The organism is Draconibacterium sp. IB214405, assembly GCF_033963885.1.
In the GTDB taxonomy this organism is placed as follows: Bacteria; Bacteroidota; Bacteroidia; order Bacteroidales; family Prolixibacteraceae; genus Draconibacterium.
The window spans coordinates 373,278-393,756 of sequence record NZ_JAXBMA010000002.1 but is presented as its reverse complement, the minus strand read 5'-3'; the positions used below and the strand labels follow the sequence as shown (position 1 = coordinate 393,756).

15 protein-coding genes are annotated in these 20,479 nt (G+C 41.7%); 4 read left to right on the top strand and 11 right to left on the bottom strand.

The genetic code is table 11. The features are described 5' to 3' along the window. The first annotated feature begins 111 nt into the window (after window positions 1-111). A complete protein-coding gene (locus SLH46_RS08020) occupies window positions 112-3,405 on the top strand; it encodes a S41 family peptidase (protein WP_320280649.1) in 3,294 nt (1,097 codons plus the stop codon). Window positions 3,406-3,468: 63 nt separating this feature from the next. Here the strand turns inward: SLH46_RS08020 and SLH46_RS08015 are convergent, their stop codons facing one another. Genes SLH46_RS08015 through SLH46_RS08005 form a run of 3 tightly spaced genes read right to left on the bottom strand, consistent with a single transcriptional unit; the run spans window position 3,469 to window position 7,248 of the window. Continuing rightward, entirely contained in the window at window positions 3,469-4,299 is an 831-nt protein-coding gene (locus tag SLH46_RS08015) for a C-GCAxxG-C-C family protein (protein WP_320280648.1), read from the bottom strand. A gap of 17 nt (window positions 4,300-4,316) precedes the next feature. Further along, on the bottom strand, window positions 4,317-5,513 hold the full coding sequence (locus SLH46_RS08010; RefSeq protein ID WP_320280647.1) for a serine hydrolase domain-containing protein: 1,197 nt from the start codon (window positions 5,511-5,513) through the stop codon (window positions 4,317-4,319). Window positions 5,514-5,523: 10 nt separating this feature from the next. Further along, window positions 5,524-7,248: an acyltransferase family protein gene (locus SLH46_RS08005; protein WP_320280646.1), complete on the bottom strand. Its 1,725-nt coding sequence runs from the start codon at window positions 7,246-7,248 to the stop codon at window positions 5,524-5,526. Between the two features lie 332 nt (window positions 7,249-7,580). On the opposite strand from SLH46_RS08005, the gene SLH46_RS08000 reads away from it, so the two are divergent. After that, window positions 7,581-9,665, top strand: coding sequence for a helix-turn-helix domain-containing protein (locus SLH46_RS08000; RefSeq protein ID WP_320280645.1), 2,085 nt, complete (start codon window positions 7,581-7,583; stop codon window positions 9,663-9,665). 60 nt (window positions 9,666-9,725) lie between these two features. On the opposite strand, the gene SLH46_RS07995 is transcribed toward SLH46_RS08000, so the two are convergent. The 4 genes from SLH46_RS07995 to SLH46_RS07980 are packed head-to-tail and all read right to left on the bottom strand — an operon-like array spanning window position 9,726 to window position 12,498. Continuing rightward, on the bottom strand, window positions 9,726-10,277 hold the full coding sequence (locus SLH46_RS07995; protein ID WP_320280644.1) for a 2-oxoacid:acceptor oxidoreductase family protein: 552 nt from the start codon (window positions 10,275-10,277) through the stop codon (window positions 9,726-9,728). A gap of 12 nt (window positions 10,278-10,289) precedes the next feature. Next, entirely contained in the window at window positions 10,290-11,075 is a 786-nt protein-coding gene (locus SLH46_RS07990; RefSeq protein WP_320280643.1) for a thiamine pyrophosphate-dependent enzyme, read from the bottom strand. A 13-nt stretch (window positions 11,076-11,088) separates the two neighbouring features. Further along, a complete protein-coding gene (locus SLH46_RS07985; RefSeq protein WP_320280642.1) occupies window positions 11,089-12,210 on the bottom strand; it encodes a 3-methyl-2-oxobutanoate dehydrogenase subunit VorB in 1,122 nt (373 codons plus the stop codon). Window positions 12,211-12,270: 60 nt separating this feature from the next. Further along, window positions 12,271-12,498 carry a 4Fe-4S dicluster domain-containing protein gene (locus tag SLH46_RS07980; protein WP_320280641.1) on the bottom strand — a complete coding sequence of 76 codons (228 nt, stop codon included), beginning with the start codon at window positions 12,496-12,498 and terminating at the stop codon, window positions 12,271-12,273. A gap of 349 nt (window positions 12,499-12,847) precedes the next feature. Here SLH46_RS07980 and SLH46_RS07975 point away from each other — a divergent pair, with 349 nt between their 5' ends. Next, window positions 12,848-13,693 carry a Nif3-like dinuclear metal center hexameric protein gene (locus SLH46_RS07975; protein ID WP_320280640.1) on the top strand — a complete coding sequence of 282 codons (846 nt, stop codon included), beginning with the start codon at window positions 12,848-12,850 and terminating at the stop codon, window positions 13,691-13,693. Between the two features lie 115 nt (window positions 13,694-13,808). On the opposite strand, the gene SLH46_RS07970 is transcribed toward SLH46_RS07975, so the two are convergent. The 4 genes from SLH46_RS07970 to SLH46_RS07955 form a co-directional block, all read right to left on the bottom strand. After that, window positions 13,809-14,309 (bottom strand): DUF4252 domain-containing protein, encoded by a 501-nt coding sequence (locus SLH46_RS07970; protein WP_320280639.1) that lies wholly within the window; start codon window positions 14,307-14,309, stop codon window positions 13,809-13,811. 116 nt (window positions 14,310-14,425) lie between these two features. Continuing rightward, window positions 14,426-14,995, bottom strand: coding sequence for a hypothetical protein (locus SLH46_RS07965; RefSeq protein WP_320280638.1), 570 nt, complete (start codon window positions 14,993-14,995; stop codon window positions 14,426-14,428). Then, the gene (locus SLH46_RS07960) at window positions 14,949-15,494 is read right to left on the bottom strand and encodes an RNA polymerase sigma factor (RefSeq protein ID WP_320280637.1); all 546 of its coding nucleotides are present in this window, start codon (window positions 15,492-15,494) and stop codon (window positions 14,949-14,951) included. Before SLH46_RS07960 ends, SLH46_RS07965 begins: the two co-directional genes overlap by 47 nt. Window positions 15,495-15,660: 166 nt before the next feature. Then, complete coding sequence (locus tag SLH46_RS07955; protein WP_320280636.1) at window positions 15,661-17,781, bottom strand: M3 family metallopeptidase; 2,121 nt, start codon at window positions 17,779-17,781, stop codon at window positions 15,661-15,663. A gap of 238 nt (window positions 17,782-18,019) precedes the next feature. Here SLH46_RS07955 and pheT point away from each other — a divergent pair, with 238 nt between their 5' ends. Then, window positions 18,020-20,470 carry a phenylalanine--tRNA ligase subunit beta gene (pheT, locus tag SLH46_RS07950; protein ID WP_320280635.1) on the top strand — a complete coding sequence of 817 codons (2,451 nt, stop codon included), beginning with the start codon at window positions 18,020-18,022 and terminating at the stop codon, window positions 20,468-20,470. Window positions 20,471-20,479: the final 9 nt, after the last annotated feature.

Sequence of the window (20,479 nt, the reverse complement as noted above, 5' to 3'; positions counted from 1 at the left end):
ATTTTCATTTCAGTGTAATATATCTTAAATTACTGGTACTAAACAAAAAAGAAAACAGCGACACATGTCCAATCCATCCCACAACAAATTCAAACTTTAAAATTTATATTCATGAAAAAACTGCTATTAGTATGTACCGCACTGCTTTTTATGGTTAGTGCCGAAGCACAGATTAGCGCTAAACTAATGCGCTACACCGATGTTTCCGACCGGCAAATTGTCTTTGTCTACGGTGGCGACATCTGGCTGGTTGCCAAAGAAGGTGGAACAGCATTTCAATTGACCAACTCTCCCGGAGAGGAGTCGTGGCCAAAGTTTTCACCCGACGGGTCGGAGATTGCGTACACAGCCCGTTACAACGGCAATTCTGATGTTTATGTTATTCCGGTTACCGGAGGCATCCCAACGCGAGTGACCTATAATTCGTTTTCTGATCGTTTGGTCGACTGGCATCCGGATGGCAAAAAACTGTTGTTTGCCTCGATACGTGAAAATGGAGTTAGTAGCGTAAACCAATTCTTTTTGGTTGACAAAGACGGTGGATTACCCGAAAAACTTAAAATTCCTTATGGCGAACTGGCCTCTTTTTCGCCCGACGGAAAACAACTGGCCTACATTACAAAAATTACCGAGAACTACCCGTTTAAACGTTACCGTGGCGGATTAACTTCCGACATCATCATTTATGATTTTAACACCGAAAAAACCACGCGTATTACCACCGACGAGGCGAACGACGGTAAACCTACCTGGGCAGGCGATAAGGTGTATTTCTTATCGGACCGTGGCGAAAATATGCGTTTAAATATTTGGGAATACAATACACAAACCGAGGCGCTGAGCCAGGTTACCGCTTATAAAGATTTCGATATTTCGTTTTTATCGGCCGGACCAAATGAGCTGGTTTACGAAATGGGTGGCGACCTGTTTTTGCTTGACCTTGCCACCGAAAAATCACGTAAAATTGAGGTGAACGTGATCAGCGATTTATCAGTTGAAATGCCTGCAAAAAAAGACGTAAAAGATCGCATTTCGAATATGACAGCTTCTCCCGAAGGAAAACGAATCGTATTTGAAGCCCGTGGCGAACTGTTTAATGTTCCTGTTAAAGAAGGCTATACGTTGAACCTTACCCAGTCGAGCGGAGCATTCGATCAAAGCCCGGCATGGTCGCCCGATGGAAAAACAATTGCCTACTGGAGTGACCGCTCGGGAGAATACGAAATTTGGTTGCAGGACAGTGAAAACAAAAAAGAAGCGAAACAATTGACGAAACGCGGAAAAGGTTTTGGCTACACACTTTTCTGGTCGCCCGACAATAAGAAAATCGCATTTATCGACGAAACCAATAACATTTCGGTAATTGATGTGGAAAGTGGAGCAACCACAGTCGCCGGAAACTACCGGTGGAATGTTGGTCACGGTGGCCGCTCCGGCTTCCCGATTTCGTGGTCGCCCGACTCAAAGTGGATTGCTTTTAGCCAGGGTTACGACAATGCCAACAGTGCAATCGTTGTTTACAGTCTCGAGGAGAATAAACTCACCCCGATTACCAGCGGCTTTTACGAAGATGCTTTTCCGGTTTTCAGCACCGACGGGAAATACCTGTTCTATTTAACCAACCGCACGTTTAATGCCGCGTATTCGTCGCTAAGCGATGGAACTTGGATCTATCCGAATGCAACACAAATTGCTTCGATCGGATTAAAAGCTGATACGCCTTCGTTGCTTGCTCCTAAAAATGACAAAGTAGAAATCAAAGAAGAAAAAGAGGATAAGGAAGCTGAGAAAGAGGAAAAGAAAGATAAAGATGGTGATGAGAAAAAAGACAAGGAAGATGATGGCGTGAAGGTTGAAATCGACTTCGACCACATTGAAAGCCGGCTTGTTTTACTTCCTCCGAAAGCTGGAAATATTTCGGCCCTGATTCCTTTTGAAGGAAAGGTGGTGTACCTGCGCCGCCCGAATACAGGATCGGGAGATCGTTCATCGACACTAAATGTGTACGACCTGAAAGAACGTGAAGACAAAGAGGTAATGGGCAATGTTAGCCGTGTGGTTGCAACTGCCGATGGAAAACAAATGCTGGTTAGTTCGCAAGGAAAATATGGCATTATCAAAGCCGCTCCGGGTCAGAAGATAGAAGATCCGATTCCTACCGATGGTTTGGTAATGGACCTTGTTCCGAAAGAAGAATGGAAGCAAATTTTTATGGATACCTGGCGCCGTCATCGCGACTTCTTTTACGATCCGAATATGCAGGGTGTTGACTGGGAAGCCATGCGCGATCGTTATGCCAAACTGGTAAATGATGCACGTACTCGCTGGGATATCACCAATATTCAGTTGAACCTTGTTGCTGAATTAAGTGCAGGACACACCTACGCACAGGGCGGCGATGTGGAACGTGCTCCGTCGCTGGGCGGAGGTTTCCTCGGTATCAACTGGGCGGCTGACAACAATGGTTATAAAATCGCTGAAATACTGAAACCGGCGGAATGGGATACTGAAACACGTTCGCCGTTCAACAAACCGGGTGTTGAAGTGAAAGAAGGTGATTATATTTTATCTGTTAACGGAATCAAGATCAATACCGACAAAGATCCCTATGCTGCATTCGAAGGGCTTTCCGGAAAAACGGTTGCATTGCAGGTTTCACCTACCGGAAAAACAGCCGATGCTAAAGAAGTTGTTGTTGAATTGTTAAGTGCCGGGGAAGAAAATAACCTGCGTTATTTAAATCATCTCGAGAATATGCGCAAGATGGTTGACAAGTTATCAGACGGGCAACTGGGATATATCTACATGTCGAACACTGCCGGACAGGGACAACTGGAGCTTGTAAAAATGTTTTACGGCCAACTGGATAAAAAAGGTTTTATTCTCGATGAGCGTTTTAACGGCGGCGGACAGCTAGCCGATCGTTTTCTGGAGCTTATCCAGCGTCCGGTTACTTACAACCTGCACTGGCGCCACGGGAAAGACCATACCAACCCAACAAAAACAAATACCGGTCCTGTGGGTATGCTTATTAACGGCTGGGCAGGATCAGGTGGTGACGGATTGCCGTGGGCATTTCAGGAACTGGAAGCCGGCCCAATTGTTGGTGAACGCACTTTAGGTATTCTGGTTGGTCCCGCAACCGGTCATCGTTTAATTGACGGAGGCTCAATAACCGTTCCCGGAGCACGTCTGTACGATAACGACGGCCACTGGTTCTGGGAAGGTGAAGGTGTTCGCCCAGACTTTAAAGTTTGGGACGATCCTAATATCCTGATGCAGGGACGCGATCCGCAAATGGAAAAAGTTGTGGAAGAAGTGCTAAAACTGGTGAAAGAAAATAAACATTTGATGACGCCGGCTCCACCGCTGGAAGACCGGTCAGCAAAAGGCCAGCAAAAATAAATTAAAAAAGGAGTTGTCCGGATAATCGGGCAACTCCTTTTTTATCGAAAAACAAATAACTATTTAATTGCTCTTTGCCAGCAGATCAATCAATTTCTCACATCCGCCATTTCGAATGTATTCCGAGTGCTCTTCTGCAGTAGCAAATGTCTGTCCGCAAATTTTACTGCAGTGTACTTCGCCTTTATTTGCAAACAGAAAATCGCGCATCTTTTCTTCCGCCCCGGGAACGATAAACCGCACTTCTCCCGGATTCTCGCGATACCATTTTTCAGCTCCAAGATAAACAGCAGCTCCAAGTGCCCCACAGGTATGACCACTCAGTCCGATCCCGCCGGCAAAACCGGCAAGCATCATTGCTTTTTCTTTGTCGGCTCCCATTTTTTTGGCTACAATACTGGCACAACTTATAACGGGAGTAGTAGAAACCTCAGGCGCCAAAGCCAGGCTTTTCTCTGCAATAGTAATTGCCTCGGGTGCCCAGCGGCCAATCAAGCGGGCACAGTTCAACGGTTTACCTGTAATAAAATATTTTATCATCCCCAGCTTCGATTTCCAGTTACAGTTGGTAATATCGCGGCAATTAACACTTGATTTTCTTTGGGTAAAGGAATCTACAAAATTGCGGGCAGCCAAAATAGCCAGCGAAGTGGCCGCATTTGGGTCTTTCATTCTTCGATTGGCCTCGGCACCGGCTGCAAGAGTTGCTCCCCAAAGCATTCCGCATTGGTGCCCCTCTTGCAAAATTCCGCCACATAACGGTCCGGTAGCCTTCTCAACTTCACTGTCGCGCTGTCCGAAATTTTTATTTACCACCGAATATATTGCCCCGGTGCACCCTACTTTAAACAGTAGGCTGCGGGCTTCTTTTTTTACTGAACAGGTGTTTTTCATTTTCTGGGTTATTTAACTTACATTTCAACCGAAGGCAGAATATACTGACGCACTAATTTAAACAACTTCGATCTTCCGGCCCAGTTTCCACTGGTAAAAACCACGGTCATATCCAGATCGGGAAAAACCATTATTACCTGTCCGCCCCATCCATTGGCACGGTACATTTTTATGTTTTTGCCACCGTGATACAACTCGCTTTGCCACCAGGTGTAACCATAACCGTTTTTACCCGAATCTTCGATGGGCAGGTTTATTCCAACGTTGTTTTTATACACAGTGGAACTCTTTGCCACCCAATCGGCAGACAGGATACGCTCTCCGTTCCACATTCCGTTATCGAGGTAGGTAACTCCCAGCTTCAGCATATCGCGTGGAGTAACACTTAGCGAACTGGCCGCTTCTACCACTATTCCATTTCGATATTTCATCCACGTACCTTCTTTAATTCCCAGCGGTTCGAACAAATACTTTTTCGAGAATTCGTCAAGATCAAGTCCTGTGGCATTTCTTAAAATCTCACCGAGAATAACTATTCCTCCGCCGTTGTAAGTAAAAAGTGTTCCGGGTTCGGCCCACCATTCGCGCTCAAGTATACAAGTTATCGGGTCGTCGCAAGCGAAATACAACCGGTCCATGTCGTTGGCTGATTCCGTTCCGTGAGCGGCGCTCCATTCGTCCCAGGCCAAACCTGAGGTCATAGTCAACAAGTGTTCGATCGTTATGTACTCGCGGTTATTGGTTTTAAGAAATTGATGATCGGGCAGATAATCAAAAATGGATTGATCTACACTTTGTATAAAACCTTTATCGATCGCAATTCCAATACATGCCGACACAACACTTTTTGTTACCGACATTACACTGTGTTTTGTTTCAGGACCGTATTCCACATAGTCGCCAAAATAATACGGCTTGTCCCATGCATAAAGATGTCCCGGAAAGTACTCTTCAATAACCAGTTTATCGTTTTTGTAGATCAGCATGGAGTGGATCTCGCCAAATTTACCGGCGTAGATTTTTCGGATGGCATCCTGAATATAGCGCTCATCAATACTGGCATCCGCGGGCGTACCCACATTTATTCCATCGTTCATTTCTGCCGGAGGAGTTAAAACAACCTCCTCCGTTTTTTTATTGTTACACGAGCTGGCTCCCAATACTGCCTGCAGTATAACTAGTATGAGTAACATTCTTCCGATCAGTAGTTTCATGGTTTTTAGCTTACGAGTTAGTTGATATCATTTCAGCAACTACAGGACGAGTTTTTTCAATCCTGTTCAAATCGAGTTGAAGTCCGAGTGGTTCGTATACTTTCGCAAAATACTCATAGATGCCTTTTACTGCTTCAAAAGGAGCCATAACCGACTGAACAGCAGTGGCGCCTGAATTATTTACTACGGAAGTATCGATGCCTTTGTTTAGTAAAGCCCGGACTATTTCCGTGCGGCAGAAAAAAGCAGCGGTGTGCAGTGCGGTAGAACCATCGTTATTGGTTACGTTCAGGTCGGCTCCGGCTTCTATCAAAAGTTTGGCAATTTCTGTTTTTCCGAAAACGCAAGCGGTCATTAAAGGACTCGAACCGCCTGCAGGTTCTTTTTCATTGATATCGGCTCCCGATGCAATTATGGCTTTTACGGCTTCCAAATCGCCTGAAATTACTGCTGCATGAATACTGTTTCCGCTTTGAGGCGCTGTTTTTGTTTCTGTTGTTTCTGTTTTCTGTTCTTCATTGTTTGTTGTTCCGGGATAAGCAGTAAAAGCAGCCAATATAATCACCACCGACATTATTGCAGTTGCAATCGTTTTTGTGTTTATCTGACGCTGACGGATTGTTCGCCATGAATAAATAAGCAGATTTGAAAGACCAAAAGTTAACAAGGTTACGATAAGGAATTTTACCATCGGAGGAATAGGTAAAGCCATAATCGACAGTGCAACTACACCCAATACAATGGTGTGAATGATGTAAACCGAGTAAGAATTACGGTTCAGTTCGTCCATTAACGCATATCTTTTATTAAAACTGTGACGGAAACCGTAAAGGAAGATGTACAGCAAAGTAAGTTGCGATGCCAGGCCAAAAGTATAATAAGCAATACGGTCGGCTAATTGCGAAATGAAATAGTAATTACGTTGCGGATCGATGATATTGAAAAAGGTATTTAAGGCAACTGCGGTAAAAATACCCAGCGTGAAAGTCAACACCACGTTTGCAATAATATAAAGGCGTTTGTTCTTTTTAGTTGATTCGAACACTTTTAGTTTGTAGCAAAGTGATCCCAGCAAAAATGACATAAAGTAAACCAGCAAACGCTCGCGTTGAAAATGCAGGATAGCAGAATCATACCAGCCATTAAATCCCAGTTGTGCCATGGTAACGCTGGAAACTACTCCAAATACAAACATTACAATTACAGCCGTTTTCAGGTTTATCTTTAACGACAGCACTTTTGTTTTTGCCAACACCAAATATATCACCTGGAACATAAAAAGTACAGGCAAAAACCACAACCAGTTTTGTGCCGGGTTGTTGGCATAAAAGCTCAGGTCGCTGCCGGCTCTTTCAAATAAGTGGAAATACGAGAACCATTCTTCCTGTGGCAAACCTCTTGAATAAAGAAAGATAAATTTGTAGGCAGGAATCAAAGTAAATACCGCGATTACCCAGGGAATCAAAATGCGTTTCACTTTCGATTTAATAAATTCAATTGATGTTTTTGACTTCAGCGACATTGGGACAAGATACCCGGAGATAAAGAAGATTGTAAACATTATAAAAAGATCGAGATACAAACGGATCAATCCGATTGAATTTGCTTTTACAGGATCAACAACGATCCAGGAGTTTTCCAAAACATGTTCGTAAACCAATCCTGAGTGTAAAACCACAACAAGAAAGATCATTAATGTTCTTAAATGGTCGAGAAAATAAATTCGTGTTTTCATGATTTAATTTTTTGTGGCAATCGTTAGCGCGATGTCCGTTGTTTTCGATAGTGTAAAGGTCGGGTGAAGCGTGACGCAGGTCTAATGAACTATGCAGCCAAGTGTATGAAGTTTGCTGAAGGCTTAATACTTATGACGCAAGCATATAAATTATGATGCAAAATATGCTGCAAAGCCCCGAAAAGCTTGCTAAATAAGTCTTCTGAGAAACGCGTAAAAACATCGAAAAATACACCTCTAAAAATTAAATGTGACCGAAAGAATGAGAAGCATAAGGGACTAACGAACATAATTTGTATTTTTATGATCGCATTTATCCGAAGCTAACAACGATGCCAAATCTTAACACCGCAGAAAAAAATTTTCTCAATCAAATAACGCAACTTGTTGAAGAGAACATCTCCAACGAGCAGTTCGGTGTTTCGGAGTTGGCAGATGCTGTTGGAATGAGTCGCTCGAACTTGCTTCGAAAAATTAAAAAAATCACCGATTTATCTGCAAGCCAGTTTATTCGCAATGTGCGTTTAAAGTATGCCGTCGAATTACTTCAGGAAGGCTCGGACACCGTTTCCGAAGTTTCGTATAAGGTTGGTTTTGGCAGCCCCTCGTATTTTATCAAATGTTTCCGCGAGTTGTATGGTTACCCACCCGGCGAAATCGGTAATCAAGAAGAGCCGGAGGAAGAGCAAGAACAGGAAATAGAAACTGAACAGGACTTAAAAGCCCCCATGCAGAAAAAGAAGTTTCCGGTTTTATTGATCTCCATTTTTTTCATAACCATTTGTGCTGTTGTATTATTCTTCGTTTTACGTCCCGATACTCAAAACAGTAACAAAGTAAAATCAATTGCCGTGCTGCCATTTTTAAACGACAGCAACGACACCAGCAACGTTTATATTATTAACGGATTGATGGAGGCAACATTAAACAACCTCCAACAAATTCAAGATTTGCGAGTAATCAGTCGTACTTCGGTTGAGCAGTACCGCAACAATCCAAAATCGTCGCCCGAAATTGCACGAGAATTGAATGCCACCTATCTGATTGAAGGGAGCGGTCAGAAAATTGGCGATCAGATTCTTCTCAACATACAATTGATAGAAGCCGAAACGGATAAACACTTATGGAGTCAGCAATACCGGCGCGAGACAAAAGACATTTTCACACTTCAGGCCGATGTTGCAAAAAATATTGCCGAACAGATTGAAGCGATTGTTACTCCTGAAGAGACACAACGAATTGAAAAGAAACCTACAAGCAATCTTGCAGCTTATGATCTGTTTTTGAAAGGACTTGATTTGCACCGGAATCCAACTGACGAAAACCTGCTGGAATCCATCAGTTATTTCAAAAAAGCAATTCAGCAGGACAATGAATTTGCTCGGGCTTACGCCGGTGTTGCCATTTCGTTCTATTTTTTAGACCGTGGCAGAACAGTTAAACAATATGCCGATTCAATCAATTATTATGCGGATCAGGCCTTATTTTTCGATGCAAAACTACCACAAAGCTTAACGGCCAAAGCCCTTTTTTACATTGAACACAACGAATACGAGCTTGCACTTCCCTATCTTGAAAAAGCATTGGAGATTAGTCCCAATTCCGATGTGGTTTTAATATTCCTGGTTGAAATATATGTTAACTATTTACCCAATACCGAGAAGTACCTGGAATATGCATTAAAAGGTCTTGAGATTAAGAATGTTGCAGCTTATGACTCAGCAGCAAAATCGATTAGTTATTTGCATTTAAGCAACGCATTTATCCAATCAGGCTTTATAAATGAAGCAGAAAAATACATTAATATCTCGTTGTCATATCAGCCGGAAAATTTATACTCACAATATGTAAAAGCATTTATTCAGTACGCAAAAAATCAGGATATGAATGAGCTGAATAAAGCCTTGCTGGCAATTTTTGAAAAAGACAAAACGCGCCTCGATGTATTGCAGGAGGTAGCAAAATCATACTACTACCTGCGTGATTTTGAAACAGCAGCTATTTACTACAAAGCTTTCGTTGATGTAAGAGAACAATATAATCTTAATATTAACCAATCAGAAAATGGGAAAATTGCGGTAACCTTTGATATAACAGGCCAGAAAGAACTGTCGGAAAAATATTTTGATCAGTATCGATTGTATGCTGAAAACGATCCTTCCATTTACAGTAATATTTCGTTGGCATTTTACTATTCATACCAAGGCGATACGGACAAAGCAATTGAATATTTAGAGGCCTTTTCTCTGGAAGATAATTTCACCTACTGGACGATTCTTTTCACGCCAATTGAACCGCTAACAGACAATCTGCGCGAGCATCCTCAGTACAAAAAAGTATTCCACGAAATCGAGAATAAATTCGATGCTTACCACAAACGCATTGAAAAATCGCTTCAGGGAAAAGGGCTTTTATAAGGCATAAAAAAAGCCTCTCATCAAAACGATAAGAGGCTTGCATTTATTTGTCTAAGTCTTTTAAACCAATTGTACATCATCCACAATCTCCTGACCCTTTTTAATGGCCTCGAGGTTTAGTGGAATCAATTTATGGTAACGTTCCGGAAGTGATTTCTCCAATCCCTTTTCTACATTATCCAACGAAAGGATAGGTCGTACTTTCAGGTAACTTCCAAAAACGATCATATTAAACACCTTTGGATTTCCCATCTCAACAGCCGTTTTTGTGGCTTCAACTTTAAAGATGTTAATATCCGAGCGTGTTGGCGGATGGATCACCCCATTCGGATCGTACAACAAAGTACCGCCCGGTTTTACCGCCTTTTCAAATTTATCCATACTCTGCTGATTCAGAATAATAGCAGTATCAAACTCCTGTAAAATAGGCGAACTAATGCGGGTATCGCTAACAATTACAGTAACGTTGGCAGTTCCTCCACGCATTTCTGGTCCGTACGATGGGAACCAGGTTACTTCCTTGTCTTCCATAATACCCGAGTAAGCCAGAATTTTACCCATTGAAAGAACTCCTTGTCCTCCAAATCCGGCAATTATCATTTCTTCTGTCATAGCTTCAATTTTTTAATTTTCCGAATGTTCACCTTTTACACTGTCTTTCAGATCGCCCAACGGATAATACGGAATCATATTTTCTTCCATCCAGTTATTTGCTTCAACGGGACTCATTTTCCAACCCGAGTTACAGGTTGAAACCACCTCAACAAATGAAGTTCCCTTTTTATCCAATACATTCTGAATAGCTTTTTTCAGCGATCGTTTGCATTTACGGGCATTTGCTGCAGTGTGCACTGCCTGGCGCGTTACATAAGATGTTCCGGGCAGCTGAGCGATCAAATTGGTAATCTTCATCGGATAACCGTTCAAATCAACATTACGTCCGTAAGGAGTAGTAGCAGTAACCATTCCTTCCAGTGTTGTTGGTGCCATCTGTCCGCCTGTCATTCCGTAAATACCGTTATTGATAAAAACAACCAATATATTCTCTCCACGGTTACAGGCATGCATAATTTCGGCCGAACCAATTGATGCAAGGTCGCCATCACCCTGATAAGTGAAAACAAAATTATCAGGATTCAGACGGGCAACACCTGTTGCCACTGCAGGTGCACGACCATGCGCTGCTTCCTGCCAGTCAATATCAATATAATTGTAGGCAAAAACGGCACAGCCAACAGGTGCAATACCAACAGTTTTTTCCTGCAGGCCCATTTCCTCAATTAATTCTGCAAGTATTTTATGAACTACTCCATGGGAACAACCAGGACAGTAGTGCATGATATCGTCATTCAGTACTTCCGACTTCTGATAAACCAGGTTTTCCGGTTTAATTATTTCTTTTATATCCATAATCTCCTCCGGTTTAGTAACTACGTTTAACTCCATAACTTAACTCCCATGAAAATTTTTCTTCTAATGCATCAACCACCTCAGTAGGTGTAGGTATAATTCCTCCCATGCGACCAAAATGATTCACACGGGCGTTGCTTCCTGCCTCGTAAACCGACAGTTTTATATCTTCCACCATTTGTCCTGCGCTCATTTCTACCGAAAGGAAACCTTTGGCTTTACGCGCCAGTTCTTTTATGGCTTTTTTAGGGAACGGAAACAAGGTAATCGGACGAAGTAAACCAACTTTTAATCCTTTGGCACGGGCAATTTCTACCGCCTTTTGGCAAACTCGTGCCGAAGTTCCAAATGCAACAATCACAAATTCGGCATCGTCGCACTGAATGGCTTCGTAACGCACTTCATCCTCTTCCATTTTTTGATATTTCTCCTGGAAACGGCGGTTATTTTCTTCCATTTTATCCGAATCCATTTCCAGCGAAGTAACAATATTCTTTTTGCGGGTTTTAGGTTTTCCTATGGTAGCCCAGTCACCACTCATTTTTTCAACTTCTTCTTTTGTCCATCTCGGCTTTTGGTCGGCCAATTCTACTTTTTCCATCATCTGACCAATAGCTCCATCCGCCAAAATCATTGCCGGATTTCGGTATTTAAAAGCCAATTCGAAACCAAGATCAACAAAATCGTTCATTTCCTGAACCGATGCCGGTGCAAGTACAATCATCTTATAGTCGCCGTGGCCACCACCTTTTACACTCTGAAAATAATCGGCTTGCGATGGTTGAATGGTTCCCAAACCGGGGCCTCCACGTTGCACGTTTACAATTAAACAAGGTAATTCAGCGCCGGCGATGTACGATATCCCTTCCGCCATTAGGCTAATACCAGGGCTCGATGAAGAAGTCATAACCTTTTTACCGGTTGCAGCCGCACCGTAAACCATATTTATCGAAGCAACTTCACTCTCAGCTTGCAGTACAACCATTCCCGTTTCGTTCCAGGGCTGGCGAGCCATAAGTGTTTCCATCACTTCCGACTGTGGTGTTATGGGATACCCAAAATAACCGTCGCATCCGCAGCGGATGGCAGCCTCGGCCAACACCTCATTTCCTTTCATTAATCTTAATTCTCCCATATCTAATTTTTTAATTGTCGATTGATCGATTAATCCTTAATACTTTCAATTAATCCTTTATTAGCTGGCTTTTGCACGATATATCGTTATGCAGGTATCCGGACAAACAACACCACAATTGGCACATCCGATACAAGCATCAGGATCTTTCATATACGAATAATGATACCCCTTGCTATTTACCTCTCTGTGCAATGCCAAAACATCGTGTGGACATGCTTCCACACACAGGCTACATCCTTTGCAACCTTCCTTATCAACAACAACTGCTCCTTTTACTTTTGCCATATTTCTAATGATTTTCTAACAAAATTAATAATCTGAAGGACGTAAAAAACCCATAAAAATCAGCTTATTAGACTTTTACAAACAGTGGTTTGAGTTCTTAAATTTTAACGGATTTTTTCTTTCAGATTCGAATATTATCACAGTAAATAATTTTGAGTTACTACTCTGCTGACAAAACTATTTTATACAACATAAAATGTGTGCAACAATAGTTGCTTTCTGAACGTGTGTTTTGAACAGCATTTGTCCTTTACACCAGCTCCGTGAGCAACAAAGGAGAGCACAAATAAAATTTAGTTATTTTTGAAATGAACTATAACAATGATACAATCTAAAACAATTTAAACCAATGAAAAACTTTTTGCTACTACTATTCTTAATCCCTTTTGCGTCGTTTGGGCAAAACAAACTTACTCCTCAGTCGGTGGTAAACCTGATGAAAGAAAACGTTACCTGCGACTGGGCCGAAACAACTGTTGATGTGTTTAAAGTTGGCGATCCCGAAGCCGAAATAAAAGGTATTGCAGTTTGTATGTTCGCCGATATGCGTACCCTGCAAAAAGCGGTAGAGATGAATTGCAACTTTATTATTACGCACGAACCTATTTTTTATAACCACCTCGACAATACCGATGCGTATGCAAACGATCCGGTTTATACTGAAAAGCGCAAATTCATCGAAGACCACAAATTGGTTGTATTCCGTTTTCATGATCATATTCATATGACTCAACCTGATGGAATTTATGCGGGAATGATTGACAAGCTTGGATGGAAAAATTATGCCGTTAACGATGAAGGCAGACTATATAAAATGCCTGAGATGAATCTGGCTGACTTTGCCAGCGAGTTAAAAGACCAATTGGGTTTACAAACTGTTCGCGTAATTGGCAACCCGGATATGAAATTCACAAAAGTTGGTCTGGCTGTTGGAGCTCCCGGTGGCACCCGCCAGATTCAAATGCTTAATTTGCCCGAAGTGGAAGTTATGGTAGCCGGTGAAGCCAGCGAATGGGAAACCTACCTTTACGCCAATGATGCAACAACATTAGGAAAAAATAAAGCCGTAATCTTTTTGGGGCATATAAAATCGGAAGAGGCCGGCATGGATTATTGTGCACAGTGGTTAAAAGGTTTTGTTAAAGGTGTCCCTATTCATTTTATTGAGAACGAGGCGAATTTTATGACTTTTTAAATTTCGAAATGATATCACACTTCGACTTCGCTCAGTGTGACGATCAAATAAAGCATAAAAAAATCCGGGCAAAACCCGGATTTTTCGATATTGTTTGATTCAAAAGTAAACCTGTTTATTCAAAATCAGCTACATCAAGATTTAAACCTTTAGTGATCTTTCCAATACTTTGCGGATCAATTATTCCACTGATACTGATCAATGCATTATCATCTCCACCAACAACCAACAGAAGGTCTGATATTTTCCCGTTTCCGGCATCTTTAGCAAGAAAACGTACAACTTCATCTTCTTCGGTTACTTCCATCAACACTTCAAAATCGTTGTTTTTAAAGAAACCGTCTTTGTTCAGTTCTTCGTAAAAATCAAGTTCAGCATTCAACGCATCATCTTCAACCGATAAAATGCGGATTCCGTTTAACCCTGATAACAGGTCCTGGGTTTCTTTGTCTCCCGTTTCAATCTGTGCGGCAAATCCCAACAATTTGCCTGAAATATTCACAGTGGTGAATCCTTTTTGGTTGGCGTATTTTTCGAATAACTTGTCAACCGGACTTTTTTGTGCAAGCACTGCCATGGGCAATACAACTGCTAAAATCAATAATAACTTTTTCATGATATTCGTTTTTTAATTATTGTTACTTCTCTTCTTTCACTCAGACCTTGCAGATGCGCGCCAACTGCTTTGTTTCTGAATGCTTTTTTCAATATTTAGTTCGAAGCAGTTTCTGATTACAAGCTGTCAACATCCTGTAAGGGCTTACTTGCTTCTGTTGCTTCCATTCTTTCAATTCCTTCGTAAAAATCTACTACCGGCTGCGTGGCCTTTTTCACAGGTTCGTTTCCTTTTCTCAGTTTCTCAAATTCTGATAAGTGCGCCAAGCCCTCGTTGTATTTATTACCAACAAACTGCAGCGTTTTGGCTGCATAAGCGTAAGCTTCCTCCGGATTCTTGAACGTATCGTCAAAAGGCTTCTGCTGTTCCTGGTAGAAAAGAAATCCACCGAGCACAATAATTACTGATGCGGCAATTCCGGTAACTGCTTTCCACATGGTGCGGTATTTTGTTTTATCGCGGTGTTCGTTTTCCAGAATATAATCCATCACATCGTCTTCAATGGTCGGATCGTCTGCTGCTCCCGCCAACTCAGAAATACCGCCGAAAAATTCGGTGTACTCTGTTAACTCTTCGGCTACCTCTCCCGACTGAAAATAAGCATTCAATTGTTGCTCTTCAGCCTCTGTAGTGTTGCCATCAAAGTAGCTTTGCAGTAATCGTAGTATTTCTTGTGTTTCCATCATTTCTATTGATCTTTAAATATTCATCACGCACTTTTTTTCGTGCCCTCGAAAGGTTTACCCTTATCGCATTTCGTTGTAATCCGGTGGCCTCTTCAATCTCGTCGTACGAGAGTTGTTCGATGTCTCGCATATGCATTATATTTTGCTGCAATTCGGGCAGTTGCCCTATCAGCATTTTTATTTGCTTTGCCGACTCACCTAACTCAACTTTTGAATGAACGTCTATCGTTTTCGCCTTTAATCTTCGGTCTGTGTCTTCATCTATCGGCACGGTTTTATTCGCTCTTATTACATCGAGGCAGCGGTTTCGTGTCATCCGCATCGCAAAGGCCTCAATGTTTTCCACTTCGTCGAGCGTTTCCTTTCGTTGCCATAATTTCAGGAACACATCCTGCACTACATCCCGTGCCTGATCTTCGTCGTGTAAAAAGTGCGTTGCAAAACGAAGCAGCTTATTACTGACCGGTAGTACACTTGTTTTAAAATCTTTGGCAACCATGTGCTCCTTTGTTTTTGTTTTCGTTTTTTGCTTGTTTTCAAAGTTAAGACGCAGCCATTATAAAAGCATTACATCACCTGGTAATTTTTTTTATCAAAATATTTATAAAACAAAAAAGGCCGCCATTGGCGACCTTTCTTGATATCTTATTTGAACTTTTCAATTCTTACATCAAACCTCTACCTTTCAGCAGTGGCTCAATTCCCGGCTCTTTACCACGGAATTGCAGGTACAATTTCATTGGGTCGTCTGATCCACCTTTCGACAATACATTCGCGCGGAACGAAGCAGCTGTTGTCTGATCGAACAAACCATTTTCTTTAAACGCCTGGAATGCATCTTTATCCAATACTTCTGCCCACAAATAAGCATAGTAACCCGAAGAATAACCTCCGTTGAAAATGTGAGAGAAATAAGTACTGCGGTAACGTGGCGCAATTTGTGGAATCAATCCGTATTTATCCATCGACGCTTTTTCAAAAGCTTTAACATCCATGTTTGGATCAGCTTCATTTAAGGTATGGAAATCCATATCCAACAATCCGGCAGCTAAAAATTCAATTGTTGTAAACCCCTGGTTAAAATGCGATGCATTGTTGATTTTCTTTACCAACTCATCAGGAATTACTTCACCGGTTTTATAGTGTTTTGCATACAATGCAAGCATTTCAGGTTCGAATGCCCAGTTTTCCATAATTTGAGATGGAAGCTCAACAAAGTCGCGTGAAACCGAAGTTCCCGACAATGTGTGTGTTTCGCAATCAGAAAGTAATCCGTGCAGGCCGTGACCAAACTCGTGGAACATAGTAGTTACCTGGTCAAGGCTCAACAACGATGGCATATCATCTGTTGGAGCCGGGAAGTTACAAACGTTTGTAATTACCGGAAGAACGTTTTCGCCATCCAACATTTCCTGTTTGCGGAAAGAGCTCATCCACGCACCACCCTTTTTGCTTGAGCGGGCAAAATAGTCAGTGTAAAAAATTCCAATCGGACTACCATCTGCTTCTTTAACTTCAAAAACTTTTCCGTCTTTATGGTATTTAGGCAAATCGGTTCTTTCGGTGAAAGTGATTCCCCAAAGTTTATTGGCTAAAGTAAAAATACCTTTCTGTACGTTGTCAACCTGGAAATATGGTTTTACATCTTCTTCGCTCAATGCATATTTATCCTGACGAACTTTCTCAGCATAGTACCACCAATCCCAGCCTTCAATTTTAATGTTGGCGCCTTCTTTGTCGGCAATTTTCTGCATGTCAACCACCTCTTGTTTTGCAACAGGAAGTGCTTTATCCCAAACCTGAATTAAAATATCGTAAACGTTTTCAGGATTTTTAGCCATGTTTTCGGCCAGAATGTATTCAGCATGGTTATTGTAACCAAACAGTTTTGCACGTTCGCTGCGCAATGCTGCCATACGGGCTACAATTTTATTGTTGTCGTACTCGTCGCCATTGTCGCCTTTCATGATGTAACCTTTGTAAAGTTTCTCACGCAATTCGCGGTTTGGCGAATAAGTAAGGAACGGATACAAACTTGGGCGGCTAATGGTGAAAATCCATTTTCCCTCTTGACCTTCTTCTTTTGCAGTAGCAGCCGCAGCCGAAACAGAAGATGCCGGCAGACCTTCCAGTTGAGCCTCATCCTCAATAACCAGTTGGAAAGCGTTGTTATCTTTCAAAACATGCTCGCCAAATTGAACAGAAAGTGTTGCCAATTCACCGTTGATCTCACGCATACGTGCTTTTTTATCAGCAGGTAATTCTGCACCACCACGTACAAACGATTTGTATTTTTTCTCGAGGAAACGTGCTTCTTCGGTTGTCAAATCAAGGTTTTCACGTTGCTCGTAAACCGCTTTCACTTTTTTGAATAATCCTTCATTCAGGTTGATATCGTCGTAGTGTGCCGATAATTGCGGCTCAATATCCTTTTCAATTGCCTGAATACTATCGTTGGTGTTAGCACTGCTTAAGTTGCTAAACACATTGCTTACTCGATTCAAGAACGATCCGGCTTTGTCCAGGGCAACCATTGTATTTTCAAAAGTTGGCTCTTCCGGATTGTTTACAATTGTTTCAATTTCTTCTTTGTGCAAACGCATTCCCTCTGCAAAAGCAGGGCGAAAATGTTCGTTTTCAATTTTGTCAAACGGAGGTACACCAAACGGAGTGTCCCATTCCATAAAAAACGGATTTTCCATGTTACTTGTACTTTCTTTTGTCTGTGTTTGGCACGATATAATCCCAAACCCCAGCGCAAAAACTAAAACTAGCAGTTTCTTCATTTTCTAAATATTAGTAATTTTTCGTAATAGCTGCGCAAGATAATACTTTTCACCCCATTCATAAATGACAGAATTCAAGTTTTTTACTCTATCACATTGGCTTTTAAAAGAATTTATGTCCGAACACGCCTTCCTTCTTTAATTCTTTGTGATTAGCAGAAACCTGCTTATGTATATGTAATAAAAATCAGTACTTTTGTGCGATTCAAAAAAAAATTGACAGAAAAATCAGTACACAATGAAAATTTCATATTCCTGGTTAAAAGATTACATAAAACTGGAACAATCGCCCGAAGAGATTTGCGACATTCTAACGCAAACCGGTTTGGAAGTTGGCGGTTTAGAAGAAGTTGAAACCATAAAAGGCGGGTTGGCCGGATTGGTGATTGGCGAAGTAATTACCTGCGAGCCGCACCCAAATTCAGATCATCTTAGCAAAACAACAGTTAATGTTGGTACCGAAGAAGCACTGCCGATTGTTTGTGGTGCACCAAATGTTGCCGCCGGACAAAAAGTGGTTGTAGCAACCGTAGGAACTACACTTTACGATGGCGACCAGGAATTCCAAATTAAAAAATCGAAAATACGCGGTGAAGTATCAATGGGTATGATTTGCGCCGAAGATGAAATTGGTATTGGTACCGATCACGACGGAATTATGGTTTTGGATCCTCACGCAAAAGTGGGAACACCAGCCAAAGATTATTTTAATGTAGAGTCGGACTGGGTAATTGAAATCGACCTTACACCAAACCGTATCGACGGAGCTTCACTTATTGGAGCAGCCCGCGATTTGGCCGCGTTCCTGAAAAAAACACAGGAAATTGAATACACAAAACCATCGGTTGACGACTTTAAAGTTGACAACAACGATTTGGTTATTCCGGTGGAAGTTGAAAATACGGAAGCTTGTCCGCGTTATGCCGGAGTTACAATTTCAGGAGTTGAAGTTAAAGAGTCGCCGGAGTGGTTGCAGAACCGATTAAAAATGATTGGTCTGGCACCAATTAACAACGTAGTTGACATTACCAATTACGTGCTATTCGAAACTGCTCAGCCGTTGCACGCTTTTGATGCTGACGAAATTACAGGCGGAAAAGTGATCGTGAAAACTTTGCCTGCAAAAACAAAGTTTACAACGCTTGATGAAGTTGAGCGCGAACTGGACGAAAACGATTTGATGATCTGCAATACAGAAGAAGCCATGTGTATTGGTGGTGTTTTCGGAGGAATCAAATCGGGCATGAAAGAATCAACAAAAAAAGTATTCCTGGAAAGTGCTTATTTCGATCCGGTTTATATTCGTAAAACTGCACGTCGTCATGGTTTGAACACCGACGCATCGTTCCGTTTCGAACGCGGCGTTGATCCAAACGGACAAATCTATGCACTTAAGCGTGCTGCTTTAATGATAAAAGAAATTGCCGGAGGAACTATTTCTTCCGACATTATTGATATTTACCCGAATCCGATTGAAGATTTTAAAGTGAGTGTTTCGTTTGCAAACATCACACGTTTAATCGGTAAAGATTTGGGTGCCGATGCTGTAAAAAGCATTCTAGAATCGCTGGAAATTAAAATTGAAAGCGAGAACGAAACCGGTTTGGAATTACTTGTTCCGGCTTACCGTGTTGATGTAAAACGCGAAGCCGATGTAATTGAAGAGATTCTTCGAATTTACGGTTACAACAACATTGAAATTCCAACTCAGGTAAAATCGTCGTTGCAAACTGCCGACAAAGCTAATCCCGACAGCGTTAAAAACCTGGTTGCAGAAATGCTGACTTCGCAAGGTTTTAACGAAATATGGTCGAACTCGTTAACAAAATCGAGCTATTACGAAGGTTTGGAACAGTACAAAGATGAGCAGTCTGTAAAAATGCTGAATCCGCTAAGTGCCGACTTAAATGGAATGCGTCAGACTTTATTATTCGGTGCACTTGAATGTATCTCATACAACGCTAACCGTCAGAATAAGAACCTGAAGATTTACGAATTCGGCAACACCTATTTTTATAAAGGAACACAGCTTAAAGACCAGCCTGCTAATAATTACTGGGAAGAAAATCACCTTGGATTATTTGTAACAGGTAACAAAGAAGCCGAAAGCTGGACGACCAAAGAGGAGGCTGCTTCGTTCTACGGATTAAAAACATACGCTGAAAACATTCTGAAACGTCTTGGTTTGACTGCCGACAAAATGCAGATTGACGATTGTGAAGACGAATTGTTCGGTGAAGCACTGGCTTACACTTTCAACAACAAAGTTGTTCTGAAATTGGGTATTGTTGCCGGAAAATGGCTGAAGAAATTCGAGATCGAAAATCCGGTTTATTACGCCGATTTTAATTGGGACAGTGTATTTAAAGCACACAAACAACATAAAGTGCTGTTTAACGAGTTGCCTAAATTCCCGACCGTTCGTCGCGATTTGGCTTTGCTTCTTGACAAATCGGTTAAGTTTAGCCAGCTAAAAGAAACAGCCTTTAAAATGGAGCGCCAATTGTTGCGCGAAGTTGATTTGTTTGATGTTTACGAAGGCAAAGGTGTACCTGATGGTAAAAAGTCGTACGCGGTAAGTTTCATCCTGCGCGATGACAGCAAAACGTTAAAGGACAAACAGATCGACAAAACCATGCAAAAGCTGATTATGGCTTTTCAACGGGATTTTGGAGCAGAATTACGCTAAAAATCATCA

Bases quoted from the DNA above. Each gene is read 5' to 3' on its own strand.
- SLH46_RS08020 (WP_320280649.1), top strand. From the start codon at position 112: ATGAAAAAACTGCTATTAGTATGTACCGCACTGCTTTTTATGGTTAGT.
- SLH46_RS08015 (WP_320280648.1), bottom strand. From the start codon at position 4,299: ATGAAAAACACCTGTTCAGTAAAAAAAGAAGCCCGCAGCCTACTGTTT.
- SLH46_RS08010 (WP_320280647.1), bottom strand. From the start codon at position 5,513: ATGAAACTACTGATCGGAAGAATGTTACTCATACTAGTTATACTGCAG.
- SLH46_RS08005 (WP_320280646.1), bottom strand. From the start codon at position 7,248: ATGAAAACACGAATTTATTTTCTCGACCATTTAAGAACATTAATGATC.
- SLH46_RS08000 (WP_320280645.1), top strand. From the start codon at position 7,581: ATGCCAAATCTTAACACCGCAGAAAAAAATTTTCTCAATCAAATAACG.
- SLH46_RS07995 (WP_320280644.1), bottom strand. From the start codon at position 10,277: ATGACAGAAGAAATGATAATTGCCGGATTTGGAGGACAAGGAGTTCTT.
- SLH46_RS07990 (WP_320280643.1), bottom strand. From the start codon at position 11,075: ATGGATATAAAAGAAATAATTAAACCGGAAAACCTGGTTTATCAGAAG.
- SLH46_RS07985 (WP_320280642.1), bottom strand. From the start codon at position 12,210: ATGGGAGAATTAAGATTAATGAAAGGAAATGAGGTGTTGGCCGAGGCT.
- SLH46_RS07980 (WP_320280641.1), bottom strand. From the start codon at position 12,498: ATGGCAAAAGTAAAAGGAGCAGTTGTTGTTGATAAGGAAGGTTGCAAA.
- SLH46_RS07975 (WP_320280640.1), top strand. From the start codon at position 12,848: ATGAAAAACTTTTTGCTACTACTATTCTTAATCCCTTTTGCGTCGTTT.
- SLH46_RS07970 (WP_320280639.1), bottom strand. From the start codon at position 14,309: ATGAAAAAGTTATTATTGATTTTAGCAGTTGTATTGCCCATGGCAGTG.
- SLH46_RS07965 (WP_320280638.1), bottom strand. From the start codon at position 14,995: ATGATGGAAACACAAGAAATACTACGATTACTGCAAAGCTACTTTGAT.
- SLH46_RS07960 (WP_320280637.1), bottom strand. From the start codon at position 15,494: ATGGTTGCCAAAGATTTTAAAACAAGTGTACTACCGGTCAGTAATAAG.
- SLH46_RS07955 (WP_320280636.1), bottom strand. From the start codon at position 17,781: ATGAAGAAACTGCTAGTTTTAGTTTTTGCGCTGGGGTTTGGGATTATA.
- pheT (WP_320280635.1), top strand. From the start codon at position 18,020: ATGAAAATTTCATATTCCTGGTTAAAAGATTACATAAAACTGGAACAA.